The following is a 15657-nucleotide window of genomic DNA, read 5'->3' as shown; positions in this document are numbered from 1 at the left end:
GGGGGGGCGCCCCCCCACCCCCTTTGTGTCGGGGTGGCCGTCCCCCCCCCCCACCGCCACATTGGGTGCGTTGGACGCAACCAACGCCACATTGGGGCGCATCCCGGCGCCATGGGTTGAGCCACCGGCGGGTGTCACCGCGTACCACCGGCGCGACATACTGAAGTCATGCCCCGTCCGAAACACGTTCCCGCGAGCGATCTGCGCCTCCCGGACGCGCTGCAGCCGGGGCGGCCGAAGGGTGACCAGCTCCGCGAGATCCTGGAGAGCGTCGCGACGGAGGCGGGTCCCGGCAGGCTGATGCCGTCGGAACGGTTCCTCGCCGAGCACTTCGGGGTCGCCCGCGGCACGGTGCGGCAGGAGATCAACCGGCTCGTCGCGGACGGTGTCCTGTACCGCCAGCACGGCACCGCGACGTTCACCGCCGAACGCCAGGCGGCGCACATCGACATGCTGACCTCGTTCACCGAGGACATGCAGGCCCGCGGCGTGGTGCCGAAGACGAAGGTGCTGCACGCGGAGGTGGAGAGCGCGGGCCCGCGCATCGCCGGCCGGCTGAACGTGCCCCCGGGCGCGCCGGTGTTCCGCCTGGAACGGCTGCGCTTCGTCGAGGACGAGCCGTTCGCGGTCGAGCGCACCAACCTGTCCGTCGACCGGTTCCCCGGCATCGAGCTGTTCGACTGGGCGACCGAGTCCCTGCACCGCACGATCGAGGAACGCTGGGGCGTCCGCGCGGAGTGGAACGACACGGCGATTTCCGCGGTGCTGCCCAACTCGGGCGACGCCGCCCTGCTCGGCATCGAAGCCACCCAGCCGTGCCTGATCATCGAAGGCACGCTGCACGACCAGAGCGGAGGCGTCATCGAAGCGGGCCGGTCGCTCTACCGCGCGGACCGCTACACGGTCTTCACCCAGGCCCGCCGCAGCCCGGCTTAACAGCGGCCGAGGTGGTGGGCCCGCAGCTGTCTCAGGCAGTGCTCCACCAGCACGTCCGCGGCCTCGGGGCGGAACAGCGTCACGTAAGCCTCGTAAATGCCGTCCCGATGCCCCTCGGCGTCCGGCAGGTACCCCAGGTAGCCGTCGGTGTAGCCGATCACCCGCGTGTGCCGGAACGGGCTGCCCTGCCGGATCCGCAGCCCCAGTGACGCGAACAGCTCGAACGGCGTGTGCAGCCAGGCGATCTCCCCCAGCGACACCACCGTGACCGGCACTTCGGCGCAGCCGGTGGGCGGGTTGCTGGCCGCCATCACCGCCAGCATCGCGCACCCTTCGTACCGCGTCTGCGCGATCCGGACGGCCGGGTGGTCCTCGCCGTGGCCGGCCAGCTCGCGCTGCCACTCCGCCTCGGCCGCCTCCCGCAGTTCCACGCTGTCCTCCAGGGACGGCACGTCCCGGTAGGGCAGGTGCAGCGTGGAGCGGGTCACCCGGACCGGACCGGTCGCCGACGGGGACGACGGGGCCCCCGCCGCGGCGAGGGTGCGGGCGATCGACGTCGCCAGCCGGCCGCCGAGCGTGCGGACCTCCTCGTGGTTGCGGCCGCGCCGCACGAACCGGGAGCTGGCGTCCCCCGCCGCGCCCTGCAGGAACGCCGCGACCGGCTGCCCGACCAGCGTGGCCAGCTCGCGGCGCGTCGCGCCCGGCCAGTCCGCCGACCAGGTGAGGTTGTCGGGGCCGAGCACCGTGGGGTGGCTGGCGTAGTCGAACAGCAGCGCCGCCGGGGAGCCGTCGTCGCGGCGCAGTTCGAGCACCCCGAACGACGTGTCGTGCGGCCCGTCCGGCCGGTAGCGGTTGCTGCCGACGGCTTCGGTCGAACCCGCGTGCCAGCGGGCGCGCACCCGCCCACGGCAGGCCCGCAGCCGCAGCGCGGCGCCGGTGACCTTCTCCGCCATGCGGCCGACCAGCCCCGGGTCGCGCTGCCCCGGCAGCCCGGGGTGCAGCGGCCCGGTCCAGCCCTCGGGGCCGGAATGCGTGTGCGACGCGCAGACGAGCACCCGCTCCGGACCGATGCCCACCGCCGCGGCGACGGCGTCGGCCAGGGTGCTGGTGAGGCCGGCGTCGACCGCCAGCGCGTCCAGGGCCACCCACAGCACGCCGGGATCGTCCTCGGTGGACAGCCAGATCAGCGACGCCTCGAGGTCGTCGTGCGTACCGGTCGCGACGCCGTGCCGGGCCAGGTAGCCGCCGAGCGGGTGCCCGGGTCCCGGCGTGATCCGGACGTCCTGCGCGGCGAGCATCAGCGCGGCGGTCACCAGGTCGATTCCAGGACGTCGACGACGCCGTCGCGGCCGGCGGCGCGAGCCACCCCGGCCAGCTCGGTGACGTCGCCGGTGGTGTGCAGCAGGACTTCCAGCAGCATCGGCAGGTTCAGCCCCGACACCAGCTCCAGGCGCGGGCGCGTGGCGGACGCGGCGGCCAGCGCGCGGACGGTGTTGAACGGCGAGCCGCCGTGCAGGTCGGCGAGGACGAGCACCTCGGCGGCGTCGCCGGCCAGGGCCAGCACCCGTGCCCCGAACTCGTCCGCGCTGTCGTGCGGGCTCAGCTCGCAGACCTTCAGCCGCGCTTGCGGGCCGAGGATCATCTCGGCGGCCTCCCCCACGCCGGAGGGCAGGCGGCCGTGCCCGGCGAGGATGACAGGGACGGACATGGCGGACTCCTAACTCTTCGCCGGGGCAGGCGCGAACCAGCCGAGCCACCCCAGGATGACCCCGGCGACGACGACGATGCCGATGACCCAGACCGGCCGCAGCCGCGCCTTGACCGTCAGCAGGTAGACCCCGGCGGTGACGAGCACCGGGAGCAGGAACGGGAGCAGCTCGTCGAGCCGGTCCTGGATCGCGACCGACTGCGTCACCGGCTTCCCCTGGACCGTGGTGGTCTGCCGGTAGGTCAGCGTGGTGACCACCTTGACGATCGACGGGATGAACCCGCCGAGCACGACGAATCCGAGCACGGTCGCGCCCTGCGCGACGCGGGCGAGCGCGCCGGCGGCGAGGTGCCCGGCCAGCCGCTTGCCTTCGCGGTAGGCGAACACGAACTGCCAGCGCCGCACCAGCGCGTACGGCACGAGCACCATGACGGCGGCGAACGCCGGGCCGAGCCAGTTGCCCTGCAGCGCCCACGACGCGCCCATGGTGAAGATGATGCTGTTGTACAGCGCGAAGACGACGGTGTCGCCGATGCCGGCCATGGGCCCCATCAGCGCGACCTTGGTGCTCGCGGCCGACTTCGGCGTGCCCGCCTCTTCCAGCGCGACCGTGGAGCCGAGGATCAGCGGGCCGCCGACCAGCACCGACGTGTTGAAGAACTGCATGTGCCGCTGCAGCCCGGCGGTGTAGTCGGCCTTGTCCGGGTAGAGCCGGCGCAGCACCGGTTCCATCGAGTACGCGAACCCGAGCGCCTGCATCCGTTCGTAGTTCCAGGAGATCTGGCTCGACCAGAAGTACCGGCGGAACGCGCGGCGCAGGTCCTGTTTGGTCAGCCGGGGGTCGGCGGCGGACTTTTCCTCGGCGGCCTCCTCGGCCTCGGGCACCGCGAGCACGGGCTCGTCGCGCTTGAACGTCACGAACAGCATCGCGACCGCGACGCCGACGAGCGCGATCCCCAGCACCGGCAGCTTGAGGTAGGCGTACCCGACGAACCCGATCAGCAGCAGGTACCAGTACCGCGACAGCTCCATCATGCCGAGCAGCAGGGCGAAACCCACCGCGGGCAGCAGCGACCCGGCCAGCGTCATGCCCTGCACGAACCCCGCGGGGATGCTCGCGGTGATGTCCTTGACCAGCCCGCCGGACGCGGCGAGCGCGGCGAGGAACGTCGGGATCGCGCGCACCGCGACCCACGGGACCAGGCTGACCCAGTGGATCAGCGCGAGGCCGCGCGCGTTGCCGTCGGCGGCGTAGCCGTCGGCCCGGTGCACCAGGGCGGTGGTGACCATCTTGCCGACCGGGTCCAATGCGGACAGCAGGATCGCCGCCGGCAGCCCGACACCGATCCCGATCGCGGCCTGCGCGGACACGTCGCCGGCGGCGCCCGCGGCCAGCGCGGTGCCCACGATCGCGCCGGTCTGGTAGTCCGGGATCGTCGCGCCGCCGTAGGTGTAGACGCCCAGCGCCGCCAGCTCCAGCGTCGCGCCGATCAGCAGGCCGAGCAGCGGGTGGCCGACGATCAGCCCGGCCACCGAGCCGGCGATCAGCGGGCGCTGGGCGTAGATGAGGAACGGCCCGAGGCCGTCGTAGGTGCAGTAGATCGCCCAGATGGTCAGGGCCAGCGCGACGAGCATGCGGGGCTAGAGCCCTTTCCGGTCGAGCAGCGGGACGAATTCGGTCGGCTTGTCCTGCGGCATCAGTTGGGTGACCAGCGGGATGCCGGTGGCGGCGAGCTTCCGGTAGGCGTCGGCCTCGTCCGCGGTGACCGCGATCGAGCGAGTGACCATGGTGAACGGGGCGCCGGGCCGCGGCGCGACGTTGCCGACGTTGACGACCTCGGGCCGCAGCCCGCCCTCGACGAGGCGGAAAGCGTCCTCGGGGTGCTGCGCGATGATCATGACGCCCGGGGCGGCGGGCGCGGCGAGGAGGTCAGCGAGTGCGTCGGCGACCGACAGCACGTCGGTCGGCAGGCCGCGGGCGGCCTGCGGGAGCAGCATCCGCTGCAGGTCGTCGGCGGCCACGTCGTCGTTGCAGACCAGCAGCCGGCGTACGCCGAGCCGCCGCGTCCACGCGACGGTGACCTGACCGTGGATGAGCCGGTTGTCGATCCGGACGTGTGCCCCCGCCATGTGTCTCCTCCCGGCCGGCAAGGAGACATACTGGTTCGTACCAGTATCTGTGTCAACACTGCCCGTGACCGGCATCCGGGCCAGCGGCTTCGCGCGGCCGACGGTAGGACCCCTCAGACCTGCCGTCGGCCCGCGAGCGCGAAGCCCCCCTCAGTTGATTCCCGGACCCTCCCATAAAGGTATATACCAGTATGGACGGTCGAGATCGACTGTCAAGACCCATACCGGAGATAGGGCCGGGAAAATTCTCGACCGTTCAACCGATCGAAATTTGAACGGATCACCCGCGCTCGAACTTTCCTCACGAAAGTGCGCAACCCGGCCTGGCCGTCGTCGTTAACCGCTTCGTCACTTCAGGGGAGGACAACACCATGCCGGCCGTCAGATCGAACATCGTCCCGCTCCGGCACGCGCGCCCGGGAGTGGTGGCGTACGTGAAGAGCCCGGCCGAGTGGTTCGTCGGGAACAGCGGCTGGATCCAGGGCACCGACGGCGTCGCGCTGATCGACACCTGCGGCACCGAGCAGGCGACGCTGGAACTGCTGCGCGACGTCCGCAAGTACGCGGGCGACGTGGAGCTCACGGTCGTCATCACCCACGCGCACGGCGAGCGCCACAACGGCCTGGGCGTCGCCCTGCGCGGCGGCGGGACGGCACTGGCCGCGCGGGACAGCGTCGAGCTGGTCAAGGCGGGGCCGCAGACCTACGGCAACGTCTTCACCTGCACCCGGTGGGGCGTGCTGGAGCCACCGGAGCCGGACGCGGTGCGCCCGGTGACCGGCTGGCAGCGGCTGGACCTGGGCGGCGCGGCCGCCGACGTGGTGGCCGTGCCGGGCGTCGCGCACACGGCGGGCGACCTGGTGGTGCACGAGCCGCGTTCGGGCACGCTGTTCACCGGCGACCTGGTGTTCATCGGCAGCACGCCGATGGCGGTGCACGGCTCGATCCCCGGCTGGCTCGACGCGCTCGGCTGGCTCCAGGACACGTTCCGGCCGCGCACCGTGGTGCCCGGCCACGGCCCGGTGGCGACCCCGGGCCACACCGCCTTCCACGCGATGCGCGTCTACCTGGAGTGGCTGCTGGAGGCGACGGCGCGTCAGTCCGACTTCACGAAGCTGGCGAAGCAGGCGTCGCTGCGGTGGCCGGGGTGGCGCAACCCGGAACGGCACGTCGGCAACCTGATGCGCGCCTACGCCGACCAGCACGGCCGCAAGCTCGACGTCGACCTCGCGATCGACGCGGTGCTCGCGGCCGCTGGCGGCCGCATCGACCTCGACTACCTGCTGGACGGCGAACCGGTCCGCCGGATCTCCTAGCCCGGCTCCCCGCGCCCCAAACGCCCCAATGTGGCGTTCGGTGCGTCCAACGCACCGAACGCCACATTGGGTGCGTTGAACGCAACCAACGCCACATTGGGGCGCTTGTCAGGAGCCCGCGCCGCCCAGGCTTTCCAGCAGCGTCCGCAGCGTCGCGGCCAGTTCGTCGCGCTCGCCGGCCCCCAGCGCGGCCAGGATGCGGTGCTCGGTTTCCACGTGGTCGGGCAGGACGCGGTCGATCAGCTCGCCGCCGGCGTCGGTCAGCTCGACGCGCACCCCGCGGCCGTCCGCCTCGTCCGGGGTGCGCTTGACGAGGCCGCGGGCCTCCAGCTTGTCGAGCCGCTGGGTGACGGCCCCGGACGTGACCATGGCCGAGCGCATCAGCTCGGTCGGGGTCAGCCGGTAGGGCGGCCCGCTGCGGCGCAGGGTCGCGAGCACGTCGAAGCTCGAGCGGTCCAGGCCGTGGCGGGCGAACGTCCGGCGCAGCTCCGCGTCGACCAGCGCGCTCAGCCGGCTCAGCCGGCCAATCACCCCCATGGGGGATACGTCGAGGTCGGGACGCTCGGCATGCCACTGCTCCAGGACCCGGTCCACGTGGTCGGCCATGGCCTCAGCGTAACGGATGTCTTAGCGGTAAGTGAGCATTACCATTTAGCTTAGCGCTGAGGTAATCTGTCTTAGTGCTAAGCAAACGACTCACCCTCGTCCTGGTGACCGCGCTCGCTCCCGCGATCTGGGGCACCACCTACCTCGTCACGACCGAGTTCCTGCCGCCCGGCCGTCCGCTGCTCGCCGCGGTCATCCGGGCCCTGCCCGCCGGGCTGCTGCTGGTCGCGCTCACCCACCGCCTGCCGAAGGGCGACTGGTGGTGGCGCTCGCTCGTGCTCGGCACCCTCAACATCGGCGCCTTCCTGGCCCTGCTGTTCGTCGCCGCCTACCGGCTGCCCGGCGGCGTCGCCGCGACCCTCGGCGCGCTGCAGCCGCTGATCGTCGCGGGCCTGTCCACCGGTCTCCTCGGCGAGCGCCTGACCCGCCGGACCGTGCTCGCCGGCGTCGCGGGCGTGCTGGGGGTCAGCCTGCTGGTCCTGCAGTCCAGCGCCCGCCTCGACGCGCTCGGTGTCGCCGCCGCGGCCGGCGGCGCGGTCGTGATGGCCACCGGCGTCGTGCTGAGCAAGCGCTGGACGTCCCCGGCGCCACTGCTGGCGACGACCGGCTGGCAGCTCGTCGCGGGCGGGCTGGTGCTGGTGCCGGTCGCCCTGGCCGTCGAAGGCGCTCCGCCGTCGACGCTGTCCGGCGCGAACCTGGCGGGCTACGGCTACCTCGCGCTGATCGGCACCGCGCTGGCGTACGCCCTGTGGTTCCGCGGGATCCGCGCGCTGGCCGCGACGCACGTGACGTTCCTCGGCCTGCTGAGCCCGCTCGTCGCGACGCTGCTGGGCTGGCTGGTGCTCGGCCAGCGGCTGACGGCGTGGCAGCTGCTGGGCGCGGCGATCGTGCTCGCCGCCGTGGTGTTCGCCCAGCGGCGCCCAGCTCCGGCTCAGCCCTTCCCCACCGGCGTATCCCCCAGCCACGCGCACGCGGGCACGCCGGTACTCGCCGGAACGGGCTCCGCCCGGCCCCTCACCTCCACCACCGGCTGCCCGCAGGCGACCAGCTCCACCACGAGCACCGGCACGACGAGCACCGCGGTCCGCACGCGCATGATCGGCTCACCCCGATTCCCTCTCACCACTCCCACCGGGCACACGCCACCCACCGCACACCCGGTTCAGCGGCTCACCGGATCGGCGGAGTCCCCGTGATCGCAGCCGTAACCCGCGAGTTCCGGGTTCAGTCACGCCGGTGTGACGTCGCGCGGGTCATCATGGAACCGTGCGGATCACGGCCTGGTGGGGCGGGCTCAGCCCGCGGCGGCGGCTGATGCTGAGCGGCGTCGCCGTCGCCGCGGTGGCCGGGCTCGTCGCGATCGCCGCCGCCGCGGCGGGGACGAACGCCGCGCCCGAGGCCGGGACGCCCGACCAGAACCGGCCCGGCCCGGTGCTGCTCGTGCCCGGCTACGGCGGCGGGCAAGGGGCGCTCGACGAGCTCGCCGCGCGCATCCGCCAGGCCACCGGCCGCACCGCCGAGGTGCTCACCCTGGCCGGCGACGGCACCGGTGACCTGGTGGAACAGGCCGCCGTCCTGGCCGCCGCCGTCGAGAAGGCCTACGAGCAGGGGGCGCCTTCGGTCGACGTCGTCGGGTACTCCGCGGGCGGGGTCGTGGCCCGGCTGTGGGTCAGCCGCGAGGGCGGCGCGCACCAGGCCCGCCGGGTCGTGACGCTCGGCGCGCCGATGCACGGCACCGGGCTGGCCGCGGCGGGCGGCGCGCTCGTCCCCGGCGCCTGCCCCGCCGCGTGCGTCCAGCTCGCGCCGGGCAGCAGCCTCCTGCAGGAGCTGGCGAAGGAGCCGATCCCGCCGACGCTGCCCTGGCTGTCGATCTGGACCGAGCGGGACGAGACCGTCACCCCGCCGGACTCCGCCCGGCTCGACGGCGCCGTCAACGTCGCCCTGCAGCAGGTCTGCCCGGGCAACCAGGCCGCCCACGGCGACCTGCCCACGGATCCGGCCGTCACCGAGCTCGTCCTCCAGGCCCTCGGCACCAGCCCGCTCGAAGTGCCCACGGACTGCCTCAGCTCGTGACGTCCTTCGTCGCGAAGTTCGCCCACGCCGCCCCGAAGAACACCACGATGTAGCCGCCCTGCAGCAGCAGTCCGTGGTCGATGTTGTGCCACAGCACCGGATCGCGGAAGAAGTCGATCCACGACAGCCAGTAGTGCGTCGGCAGGTAGGGCTTCACGGACGCGGCCGCGTCGAGCGCCTCCAGCACCGAGCTGGTGATCAGGACGGCCAGGCCGCCCAGGGCGGCCCCGAGCGCGGAGTCCGTCACCGTCGAGAGGAACACGGTGATCGCGGCGAACCCCAGCATCGACACCACGATGTAGGTCACCGCGCCCAGCAGCCGCAGGCCGAGCGCCGACGAGCTGAGCGACTGCCCCGACAACGACGTCACGCCGGCCGGCTGCCCGCCCGGGCCGGCGACGCCCGGGGTGCCGCCGGTACCGAACAGGAACACCCCGAGCACCAGCGAAGTCAGCACGACGATGACGATCGCCGCGGTCACGTAGACGGCCAGCGACACCATCTTCGCGCCCAGCAACCGCGTCCGGCCGACCGGGCGGACCAGCAGATACCGCAGCGTCCCGCCGGCGGCCTCGCCCGCGATCGCGTCGCCCGCGACGACCGCGACCGCGATCGGCAGGAACAGCGGCAGCACGAGCGCGAGCGCGGCGGCCGGGTACAGCGCGCCGTCGTTCACCACCGCCGACAGGAACGCCCCGCCCTGCCCCGGCGGCGGCGCGAAGTCGGCCGTCGCCAGGAAGACGCCGACGATCGCGGGCAGCAGGCACAGCAGCAGCACGCTGACCCACACCCGCGGCCGCAGCGCGAGCTTCCGCAGTTCGACGCCGATCATCCGGCCTCCCCGAACCGGTCCGAGCCCGGACCCGTCACGTCGAGCACGACCTGTTCCAGCGTCCGCTGCTCGGCGTGGATGGACGTCACGCGCACCCCGGCCCCGACGAGCAACGCGTTGAGCGCGGCCGGGTCACCGTGCCGGATGACCAGCCGGTCGCCGTCGCGGGCCTCGAGCTGCCCGTCGAGGACGGCGGCCGCGGCGGCCGCGTCCGGCGTGCCGACCAGGACCCGGCCGGTCGCCGCCCGCAGCGTGGCCAGGTTCTCCTGGAGCACCAGCCGTCCCCGGTCGACGACGCCGACGCGCGTGCACAGCTGCTCCACCTCGGCCAGCAGGTGACTGGACAGGAACACGGTGGTGCCGCCCGCGTTCAGCTCCACCAGCAGCTCCCGGATCTCCTTGATGCCCTGCGGGTCGAGGCCGTTGGTCGGCTCGTCGAGGATCAGCAGCCGCGGCCGCCGCAGCAGCGCGCCGGCGAGCCCGAGCCGTTGCCGCATGCCGAGCGAGTACGCCTTCACCGGCCGCTGGTCGACCCCGCCGAGCCCGACCTGCTCGAGGGCTTCGTCGACGCGACGCCGTCGCGTGCGCCGCCCGCCGCCGCGCCCGGCGGCGTCGAGCAGCGCCAGGTTCCGCCGTCCGGACAGGTGCGGGTACGCGGCCGGGCCCTCGACGAGGGCGCCGACTTCGGGCAGCACTTCGGCGACCCGTTTCGGCACCGGTTTCCCGAGCACCTCGATCTCGCCGGTGGTCGCGTAGACCAGGCCGAGCAGCATCCGGACCAGGGTGGTCTTGCCCGAGCCGTTCGGGCCGAGAAAGCCGTAGCGGTCGCCTTCGCGGACGTCGAGGTCGACCGCGTCGACGGCCACCGTGGTGCCGTACCGCTTGGTCAGCGCGCGCGTGACGATCATCGGCCGCTCCGGCGCAGCCGGGACAGCTCGTCGGCCACGGACTTCAGGACATTCGGGGTCACCGTCCCGGCCAGCAGGTACGAGCGGCGGGAGACGGCCGAGCGGACGATGCCCAGGGACAGCGGCGTGATCGACAGCTGCACGACGGTGCCGGCGGCCAGCTTGACCTGCACCCCGCCGGCCTTGCCCGCGGCGTCACCCGCCGCCGCGGCGACCGTCCGGGGCACGGCGATCACGGCGAACGACGCGAGCCCGGAGCCGTAGAGCGCGGCGCCCTCGATCCCGCCGAAGCTCGACGACGTCACCGGGCGGCCGGCGAGCCTGGCCGGCAACGGCACCTCGCCCACCGCGCCGAGCACATCGGTGACGTCCGGGGCGCTCGCCACGGTGAACCCGGACCCGAGTACGGGCCGCGGCGCCTCGACGACCGGCGTCGTCTGCGCCAGCTCCCGGAACTCGCTGACGAGGATCGGCGCCCGCTGCCCGCGCGCGGTCAGCTCGACCCGCACGGCCACGCCGGTCGCCGGGTCCGCCCAGACGTCGACCTGCCCGATCGTCGTGTCCGGGTCGGCGGGGACGAGCCGGAGCCCGGACGCGGCGACGCCGGCGACGTTCCGCCCGGGCAGCGCGCTCACCGGGTCGTTCCCGGCGGCCCGGAGGAGGCGCCGGGCGAGCTCGGGCGGCAGCAGGTCCCCGGCGCGCGGAAGCCGCACGGCCGGTTCGCCGATCAGCTCGGTCAGCGTGTTGTCGCCGTAGTCCCACGTGTATTCGCCGTCGGGCAGCCGGTAGACGTCGTGCTCGCCGGCGGTGCCGAGGATGTCGACGCGGTAGCGGTCGGGCCCGGCGTACCACGCGCGCATCGGCGTCTTCATGGAGAAGAGCGCGGTGACGGCGGCGAGGTTCGGCAGCTCCGGCAGGGCCAGGGAACCGGTGCTTTCGGCGTAACCCTGGTACGGCCGCGCGGTGGAATCCAGGACGAGGGCGCGCAACCGGGCCGGGTCGACGGTCTCCCCGGCCGGGGCCAGCGCGGCGACGACCGAAGGCGCGGACACGAGCACCGCGGCCACGGCGGCGGCGACCGCCCACCGGCGCCGCTTCTCGTGCCGTACCACCGAGGGCGTCATCCGGCATCACCTCATCGTCCTTTGTACGCCATGGAACCCACGCCCGGGCTATGGTCGAAGGGTGACGACGCCCGTTCATGCCGCTGTCCTGAGCTAGTTCCCGCTCCGGTCCTTCGCACACCCCGCACCTCTCGCGGGTTCTTCGTCGTGCCCGCAGCAAGAACGGAAACCCTTCACCCGTGGCTTTTCTCGTCCTGCCCGGCGAACCCGATCGCCGGCTGTTCACCCCGCCGCCGCGCCACGCCGTCGTCGCCGACGACCGGCTTTCGGCCGACGCGGCTTTCCGCACGATGTCGTCGGGGACCGCCCTCCTGTGGCGCGGCGGCTACCCGGCCGCGCGGCACCTGCTCGACGCCGTGAACCGGCGGATCCCGCCGCCCCCGCCGGACGACTACTCCCGCTACCGCGCCGACCGGGCCCGCCGGGCGCGACTGCTCTCCCTGCTGTACGTGCCGCTGGACCCGGGACACGTCGTCCCGCTGCGCCGGGCCCCGGACGTCCGCGAGGCGTGCGCCGCGGTCTACGGCCCCCTGGACGTCCCGGCGGCGGTGCCGCTGCGGGAACTGCTCGGCGTGCTCGGTGCCGCCGAATGGCGGCGCCGGGGCATCGCCGTCCCGGCCCTCGGCGCGCGGATCCACCCGCACTACGGCGTGTTCGCGCCGCTGCGGCAGGAGTACGTCGACCTCGTCGCGGAAACGCCGTTGCCCGGCACGGACCTGGCGTTCGACATCGGCACCGGCACCGGTGTGCTCGCCGCCGTGCTCGCCCGCCGCGGGGTCGCGCGGGTGGTGGCGACGGACTCCGACCCCCGCGCGGTGGCCTGCGCGACCGAGAACCTGACCCGGCTGGGCTTCGGCGCGCGCACCGAAGTCGTCCGCACGGACCTGTTCCCGCCCGGCCGGGCGCCGCTGGTGGTCGCGAACCCGCCGTGGCTGCCGGGCAAGCCGCGCACGCTGCTCGACCACGCGGTGTACGACCCGGGCAGCCGGATGCTGCGTGGGTTCCTGGACCGGGCGCGCAGGCACCTGACCCCGGACGGCGAGGCGTGGCTGGTGCTGTCGGACCTCGCCGAGCACCTCGGCCTGCGCACGCGCGCGGAGTTGCTGGGCTGGATCGCGACGGCGGGCCTGCGCGTCGCCGACCGGACCGAAGCGCAGCCACGCCATCCGCGCGCGCTCGACCCGGCCGATCCGCTGCACCGAGCCCGGTCCGCCGAGGTGACTTCCCTCTGGCGGCTCAGTCCATAGTGGACGCTTTCCGGTGTCCTGAACGACTCGTTCCTGTCGCCGGATGTCCTGAACGAGTCGTTCAGGACATCCCGAGACCCGCGACGGCCTCGACGGCTTCCCGGGTCTCCCGGACGTTGTGGGCGCGGAAGACCGCGGCGCCGGCGTGCGCCGCGATCGCCGTCGCCGCGAGGGTGCCCGCCAGGCGGTCCTGGGCCTCGACGTCCAGGGTCTCGCCGATGAGATCCTTGTTCGACAGCGCGACCAGCACCGGCCAGCCGGTCGCCACCAGCCGGTCGAAGTGCCGGAGCAGCTCGAGGCCGTGCCGGGTGCTCTTGCCGAAGTCGAAGGTCGGGTCGACGAGCACGCCGCCGCGCGGGACCCCGGCCGCGACCGTCCGCGAAGCCGCGGCGGTCAGCTCGGCGACGACGTCCGCGACGACGTCGTCGTAGCGGGGCCAGAAGGGCCGGTCCGGGGTCGGCGCGGGGTACGGGTCGGTCCGGACCGGCATGCCCCCGACGTGGGAGCAGACGTAGCCCGCGCCGAACTCGGCGGCGACCTCGACGAGCTTCGGGTCGGCGCCCGCCCACGTGTCGTTCAGCAGGTCGGCGCCCGCTTCGCAGACCTGCCGCCCGACCTCGTGGCGCCAGGTGTCGACGCTGATGACCAGCCCGGGGTGGCGGTCGCGCACCTCGGCGACGAACGGCACCACCCGGCGGATCTCCTCCTCGACGTCGACCTCGGGCCCCTCGCCCGCCTTGACCCCGCCGATGTCGACGATGTCGGCGCCCGCCTCCACCGCGCTGTCGACGGCGTCGTGCGCCGCCTGCCGGGCGAACGTCGCGCCCTTGTCGTAGAACGAGTCCGGCGTGCGGTTGACGATGGCCATGACCAGGGCGCGGTCGCCGGGCATGCGGCGGCCCCGGAAGACCACCTCCGGCCGGTGTGACGTCATGTCCCCACCCTGCCAGGTCACAGCTGGTGCCGAAACGCCGCGTCCGGGCCCTCCGGCGGCTATCCTCGGGCGCGCGAACCGAGCAGGGGGAAGAGATGAGCGAGGAACCGGCCAGAAGCGAAGCCGAGCTGATGATCGCCGAGGCCAAGAAGGCCCTGTGGGTGATGGTCGGCCTGCTGGCCGTGATGTGGCTCGTGCAGGTCGTCAACGCCGTCGGCGGGTACGACCTGAACCCGGAGTTCGGCATCCAGCCGCGCGACCCCACGTCGCTGCCGGAGATCTTCAGCGCGCCGTTCGTGCACGGCAACTGGATGCACATCGAGGCCAACTCGGGGCCGTTGTTCGTCTTCGGGTTCCTCGCCGCCTACCGCGGGGTGAAGAAGTGGCTCGGCGTGAGCGTGCTGATCATCGTCGCGAGCGGCCTCGGCGTCTGGTTCACCTCGCCGTCGGACTCGGTCACCGTCGGCGCCAGCGGCCTGGTCTTCGGCTACTTCGGCTACATCATCGTGCGCGGGCTGTTCGACCGGCACCCGATCGACATCGTGATCGGGCTCGTGATGGCGTTGTGCTTCGCCTACACGTTCGCCTCCCTGCTGCCGACCGACGAGCGGGTCAGCTGGCAGGGCCACCTGTTCGGGTTCGCCGGCGGCATCATCGGCGGCTGGATCTTCCGCGACCGGCGGCCCAAGGCGGTCGCCGCCCCCGACGCGGCGACCACCCTGCTCCCCAAGGACCTCAGCTAGGCGGCTCGAGCTCCGCCTCGACGTCGATCCGGACGTACCGGCCGATCACCGCGCGCGGCACCCGCATGCCGAGCGGCGCGCGGTCCAGCGTCCCGGTGGCGCGGACGCGGGTGCCGTCCGGGACGACGGTCAGGGTCAGCGGGCACGCCGTCCCGCGCAGCCGCAGCTCGCCGGTGACTTCCCAGCCGCCGTCGCGCCGCTTGACGCCGTCGGCCACGAACGTCATCTCCGGACGGGCGCCGCTGTCCAGCAGAGTGGGCTTGCGCAGGTCGGCGTCGCGGCGCTCGTTCCGCGTGTCGAGCGCGCCGAGGTCCAATTCCCCGTGGACGGCCGTCACCTCGCCGTCGCGCACCTCGACAGCGCCCGTACGAACGGGAATCGTGCCGCGCACCCGGTTGAAGCCGAAGTTGCGAACCTCGAAGGCCGCCGTCGTCCGTCCACTGAGGACGGTCCAGGTCCCGGTGCGGAGCGTGGCCGCGGTGTGCGGGCTCATCGCGCGTCCGCCGTCGCCGGCAGGGCCGCGTGCAGCACGCGGTGCAGGTCGACCCGGTCCGGGCCGGGCAGCAGCGCCGGGTCCTCGCCGGGCAGCAGCTCGGTGGCCATGATCGCCTCCTGGACGGCTTCGATGGTCGCCAGCGACGCGGTGAACCCGACGACGACCAGCGACCGGTCGTCGGCGAGGAGGGCGTAGGTCGTGCCGATGCCCTCGATGTCCCGGACGGCGGGCCAGATGCGCTCGCGTCCCGCGCGCTGCTCGGCGGCCGACTGGTCGGCGCCGCGCGGGCCGTCGAACCAGGTGACCTGGGCGTAGGCGGCCGCGTCCGACGCCGAGTGCACGTCGGCGACCCGGTAGACGCCGGTGTCGAGCCAGGTGGTCCCGGCGGGCCGCCGGGCCGCGGCCTCTTCCGCCGCCGCGGCGTCGGGCCAGAAGGTGACGACGGCACCGGCCTGGCCGCCGAGCTGGGTCAGCGTGGCGGCGCCGAGGGCGCCTTCGCCGAGGTCGTGGGTCCCGAGCGGACTCCGGAACTGGTGGATCGTGGCGTGCATCGGGGTGCTCCTTTCGCTGGTCAACGCGTTGGAGTCACCTTCGCCGCGGACGG

At 73.5% G+C, this 15657-nt stretch carries 16 protein-coding genes and 1 pseudogene; 6 read left to right on the top strand and 11 right to left on the bottom strand.

All coding sequences use genetic code 11. The features are described from left to right. Nucleotides 1-168 precede the first annotated feature (168 nt). A complete protein-coding gene (locus AB0G28_RS16990; RefSeq protein ID WP_361089193.1) occupies nucleotides 169-936 on the top strand; it encodes a GntR family transcriptional regulator in 768 nt (255 codons plus the stop codon). On the opposite strand, the gene AB0G28_RS16985 is transcribed toward AB0G28_RS16990, so the two are convergent. The 4 genes from AB0G28_RS16985 to AB0G28_RS16970 are packed head-to-tail and all read right to left on the bottom strand — an operon-like array spanning nucleotide 933 to nucleotide 4774. Beyond that, entirely contained in the window at nucleotides 933-2249 is a 1317-nt protein-coding gene (locus AB0G28_RS16985; protein WP_361089191.1) for a hypothetical protein, read from the bottom strand. The two genes, AB0G28_RS16990 and AB0G28_RS16985, sit on opposite strands and share 4 nt — an antisense overlap. Continuing rightward, nucleotides 2246-2644: a PTS mannose transporter subunit IIAB gene (locus AB0G28_RS16980; protein ID WP_361089189.1), complete on the bottom strand. Its 399-nt coding sequence runs from the start codon at nucleotides 2642-2644 to the stop codon at nucleotides 2246-2248. Before AB0G28_RS16980 ends, AB0G28_RS16985 begins: the two co-directional genes overlap by 4 nt. Before the next feature lie 9 nt (nucleotides 2645-2653). Continuing rightward, the gene (locus AB0G28_RS16975) at nucleotides 2654-4279 is read right to left on the bottom strand and encodes a PTS system mannose/fructose/sorbose family transporter subunit IID (RefSeq protein WP_361089187.1); all 1626 of its coding nucleotides are present in this window, start codon (nucleotides 4277-4279) and stop codon (nucleotides 2654-2656) included. Nucleotides 4280-4285: 6 nt separating this feature from the next. Further along, a complete protein-coding gene (locus tag AB0G28_RS16970) occupies nucleotides 4286-4774 on the bottom strand; it encodes a PTS sugar transporter subunit IIB (protein ID WP_361089185.1) in 489 nt (162 codons plus the stop codon). 371 nt (nucleotides 4775-5145) lie between these two features. Here AB0G28_RS16970 and AB0G28_RS16965 point away from each other — a divergent pair, with 371 nt between their 5' ends. Continuing rightward, complete coding sequence (locus tag AB0G28_RS16965) at nucleotides 5146-6090, top strand: MBL fold metallo-hydrolase (RefSeq protein ID WP_361089183.1); 945 nt, start codon at nucleotides 5146-5148, stop codon at nucleotides 6088-6090. 108 nt (nucleotides 6091-6198) lie between these two features. On the opposite strand, the gene AB0G28_RS16960 is transcribed toward AB0G28_RS16965, so the two are convergent. Then, nucleotides 6199-6696: a MarR family transcriptional regulator gene (locus AB0G28_RS16960; RefSeq protein ID WP_361089181.1), complete on the bottom strand. Its 498-nt coding sequence runs from the start codon at nucleotides 6694-6696 to the stop codon at nucleotides 6199-6201. Between the two features lie 74 nt (nucleotides 6697-6770). Here AB0G28_RS16960 and AB0G28_RS16955 point away from each other — a divergent pair. Beyond that, a pseudogene (locus tag AB0G28_RS16955) lies at nucleotides 6771-7619 on the top strand (EamA family transporter); the annotation flags it as partial. A 343-nt stretch (nucleotides 7620-7962) separates the two neighbouring features. Next, a complete protein-coding gene (locus tag AB0G28_RS16950; RefSeq protein WP_361089179.1) occupies nucleotides 7963-8769 on the top strand; it encodes a lipase in 807 nt (268 codons plus the stop codon). On the opposite strand, the gene AB0G28_RS16945 is transcribed toward AB0G28_RS16950, so the two are convergent. Genes AB0G28_RS16945 through AB0G28_RS16935 form a run of 3 tightly spaced genes read right to left on the bottom strand, consistent with a single transcriptional unit; the run spans nucleotide 8759 to nucleotide 11633 of the window. Beyond that, nucleotides 8759-9601 (bottom strand): ABC transporter permease, encoded by an 843-nt coding sequence (locus tag AB0G28_RS16945; protein WP_361089177.1) that lies wholly within the window; start codon nucleotides 9599-9601, stop codon nucleotides 8759-8761. The two genes, AB0G28_RS16950 and AB0G28_RS16945, sit on opposite strands and share 11 nt — an antisense overlap. Continuing rightward, nucleotides 9598-10509 carry an ABC transporter ATP-binding protein gene (locus tag AB0G28_RS16940; protein WP_361089175.1) on the bottom strand — a complete coding sequence of 304 codons (912 nt, stop codon included), beginning with the start codon at nucleotides 10507-10509 and terminating at the stop codon, nucleotides 9598-9600. Before AB0G28_RS16940 ends, AB0G28_RS16945 begins: the two co-directional genes overlap by 4 nt. Beyond that, nucleotides 10506-11633 carry a hypothetical protein gene (locus tag AB0G28_RS16935; RefSeq protein WP_361089173.1) on the bottom strand — a complete coding sequence of 376 codons (1128 nt, stop codon included), beginning with the start codon at nucleotides 11631-11633 and terminating at the stop codon, nucleotides 10506-10508. Before AB0G28_RS16935 ends, AB0G28_RS16940 begins: the two co-directional genes overlap by 4 nt. Before the next feature lie 179 nt (nucleotides 11634-11812). On the opposite strand from AB0G28_RS16935, the gene AB0G28_RS16930 reads away from it, so the two are divergent. Then, a complete protein-coding gene (locus tag AB0G28_RS16930) occupies nucleotides 11813-12880 on the top strand; it encodes a class I SAM-dependent methyltransferase (RefSeq protein WP_361089171.1) in 1068 nt (355 codons plus the stop codon). 61 nt (nucleotides 12881-12941) lie between these two features. Here AB0G28_RS16930 and folP read toward each other — a convergent pair whose 3' ends face one another. Beyond that, a complete protein-coding gene (folP, locus tag AB0G28_RS16925) occupies nucleotides 12942-13814 on the bottom strand; it encodes a dihydropteroate synthase (protein WP_361089169.1) in 873 nt (290 codons plus the stop codon). Nucleotides 13815-13909: 95 nt separating this feature from the next. On the opposite strand from folP, the gene AB0G28_RS16920 reads away from it, so the two are divergent. Beyond that, on the top strand, nucleotides 13910-14557 hold the full coding sequence (locus AB0G28_RS16920; protein ID WP_361089167.1) for a rhomboid family intramembrane serine protease: 648 nt from the start codon (nucleotides 13910-13912) through the stop codon (nucleotides 14555-14557). On the opposite strand, the gene AB0G28_RS16915 is transcribed toward AB0G28_RS16920, so the two are convergent. Then, complete coding sequence (locus tag AB0G28_RS16915) at nucleotides 14550-15050, bottom strand: YceI family protein (RefSeq protein WP_361089165.1); 501 nt, start codon at nucleotides 15048-15050, stop codon at nucleotides 14550-14552. The two genes, AB0G28_RS16920 and AB0G28_RS16915, sit on opposite strands and share 8 nt — an antisense overlap. After that, nucleotides 15047-15604 (bottom strand): hypothetical protein, encoded by a 558-nt coding sequence (locus AB0G28_RS16910; protein WP_361089164.1) that lies wholly within the window; start codon nucleotides 15602-15604, stop codon nucleotides 15047-15049. The genes AB0G28_RS16915 and AB0G28_RS16910 overlap by 4 nt, the downstream gene beginning before the upstream one ends. Nucleotides 15605-15657: the final 53 nt, after the last annotated feature.

This window comes from Amycolatopsis sp. NPDC021455 (assembly GCF_040640995.1).
Lineage (GTDB): Bacteria > Actinomycetota > Actinomycetes > Mycobacteriales > Pseudonocardiaceae > Amycolatopsis.
Note: the sequence above shows the minus strand (reverse complement) of the source record. Positions and strands in the feature narration are given on the sequence as shown.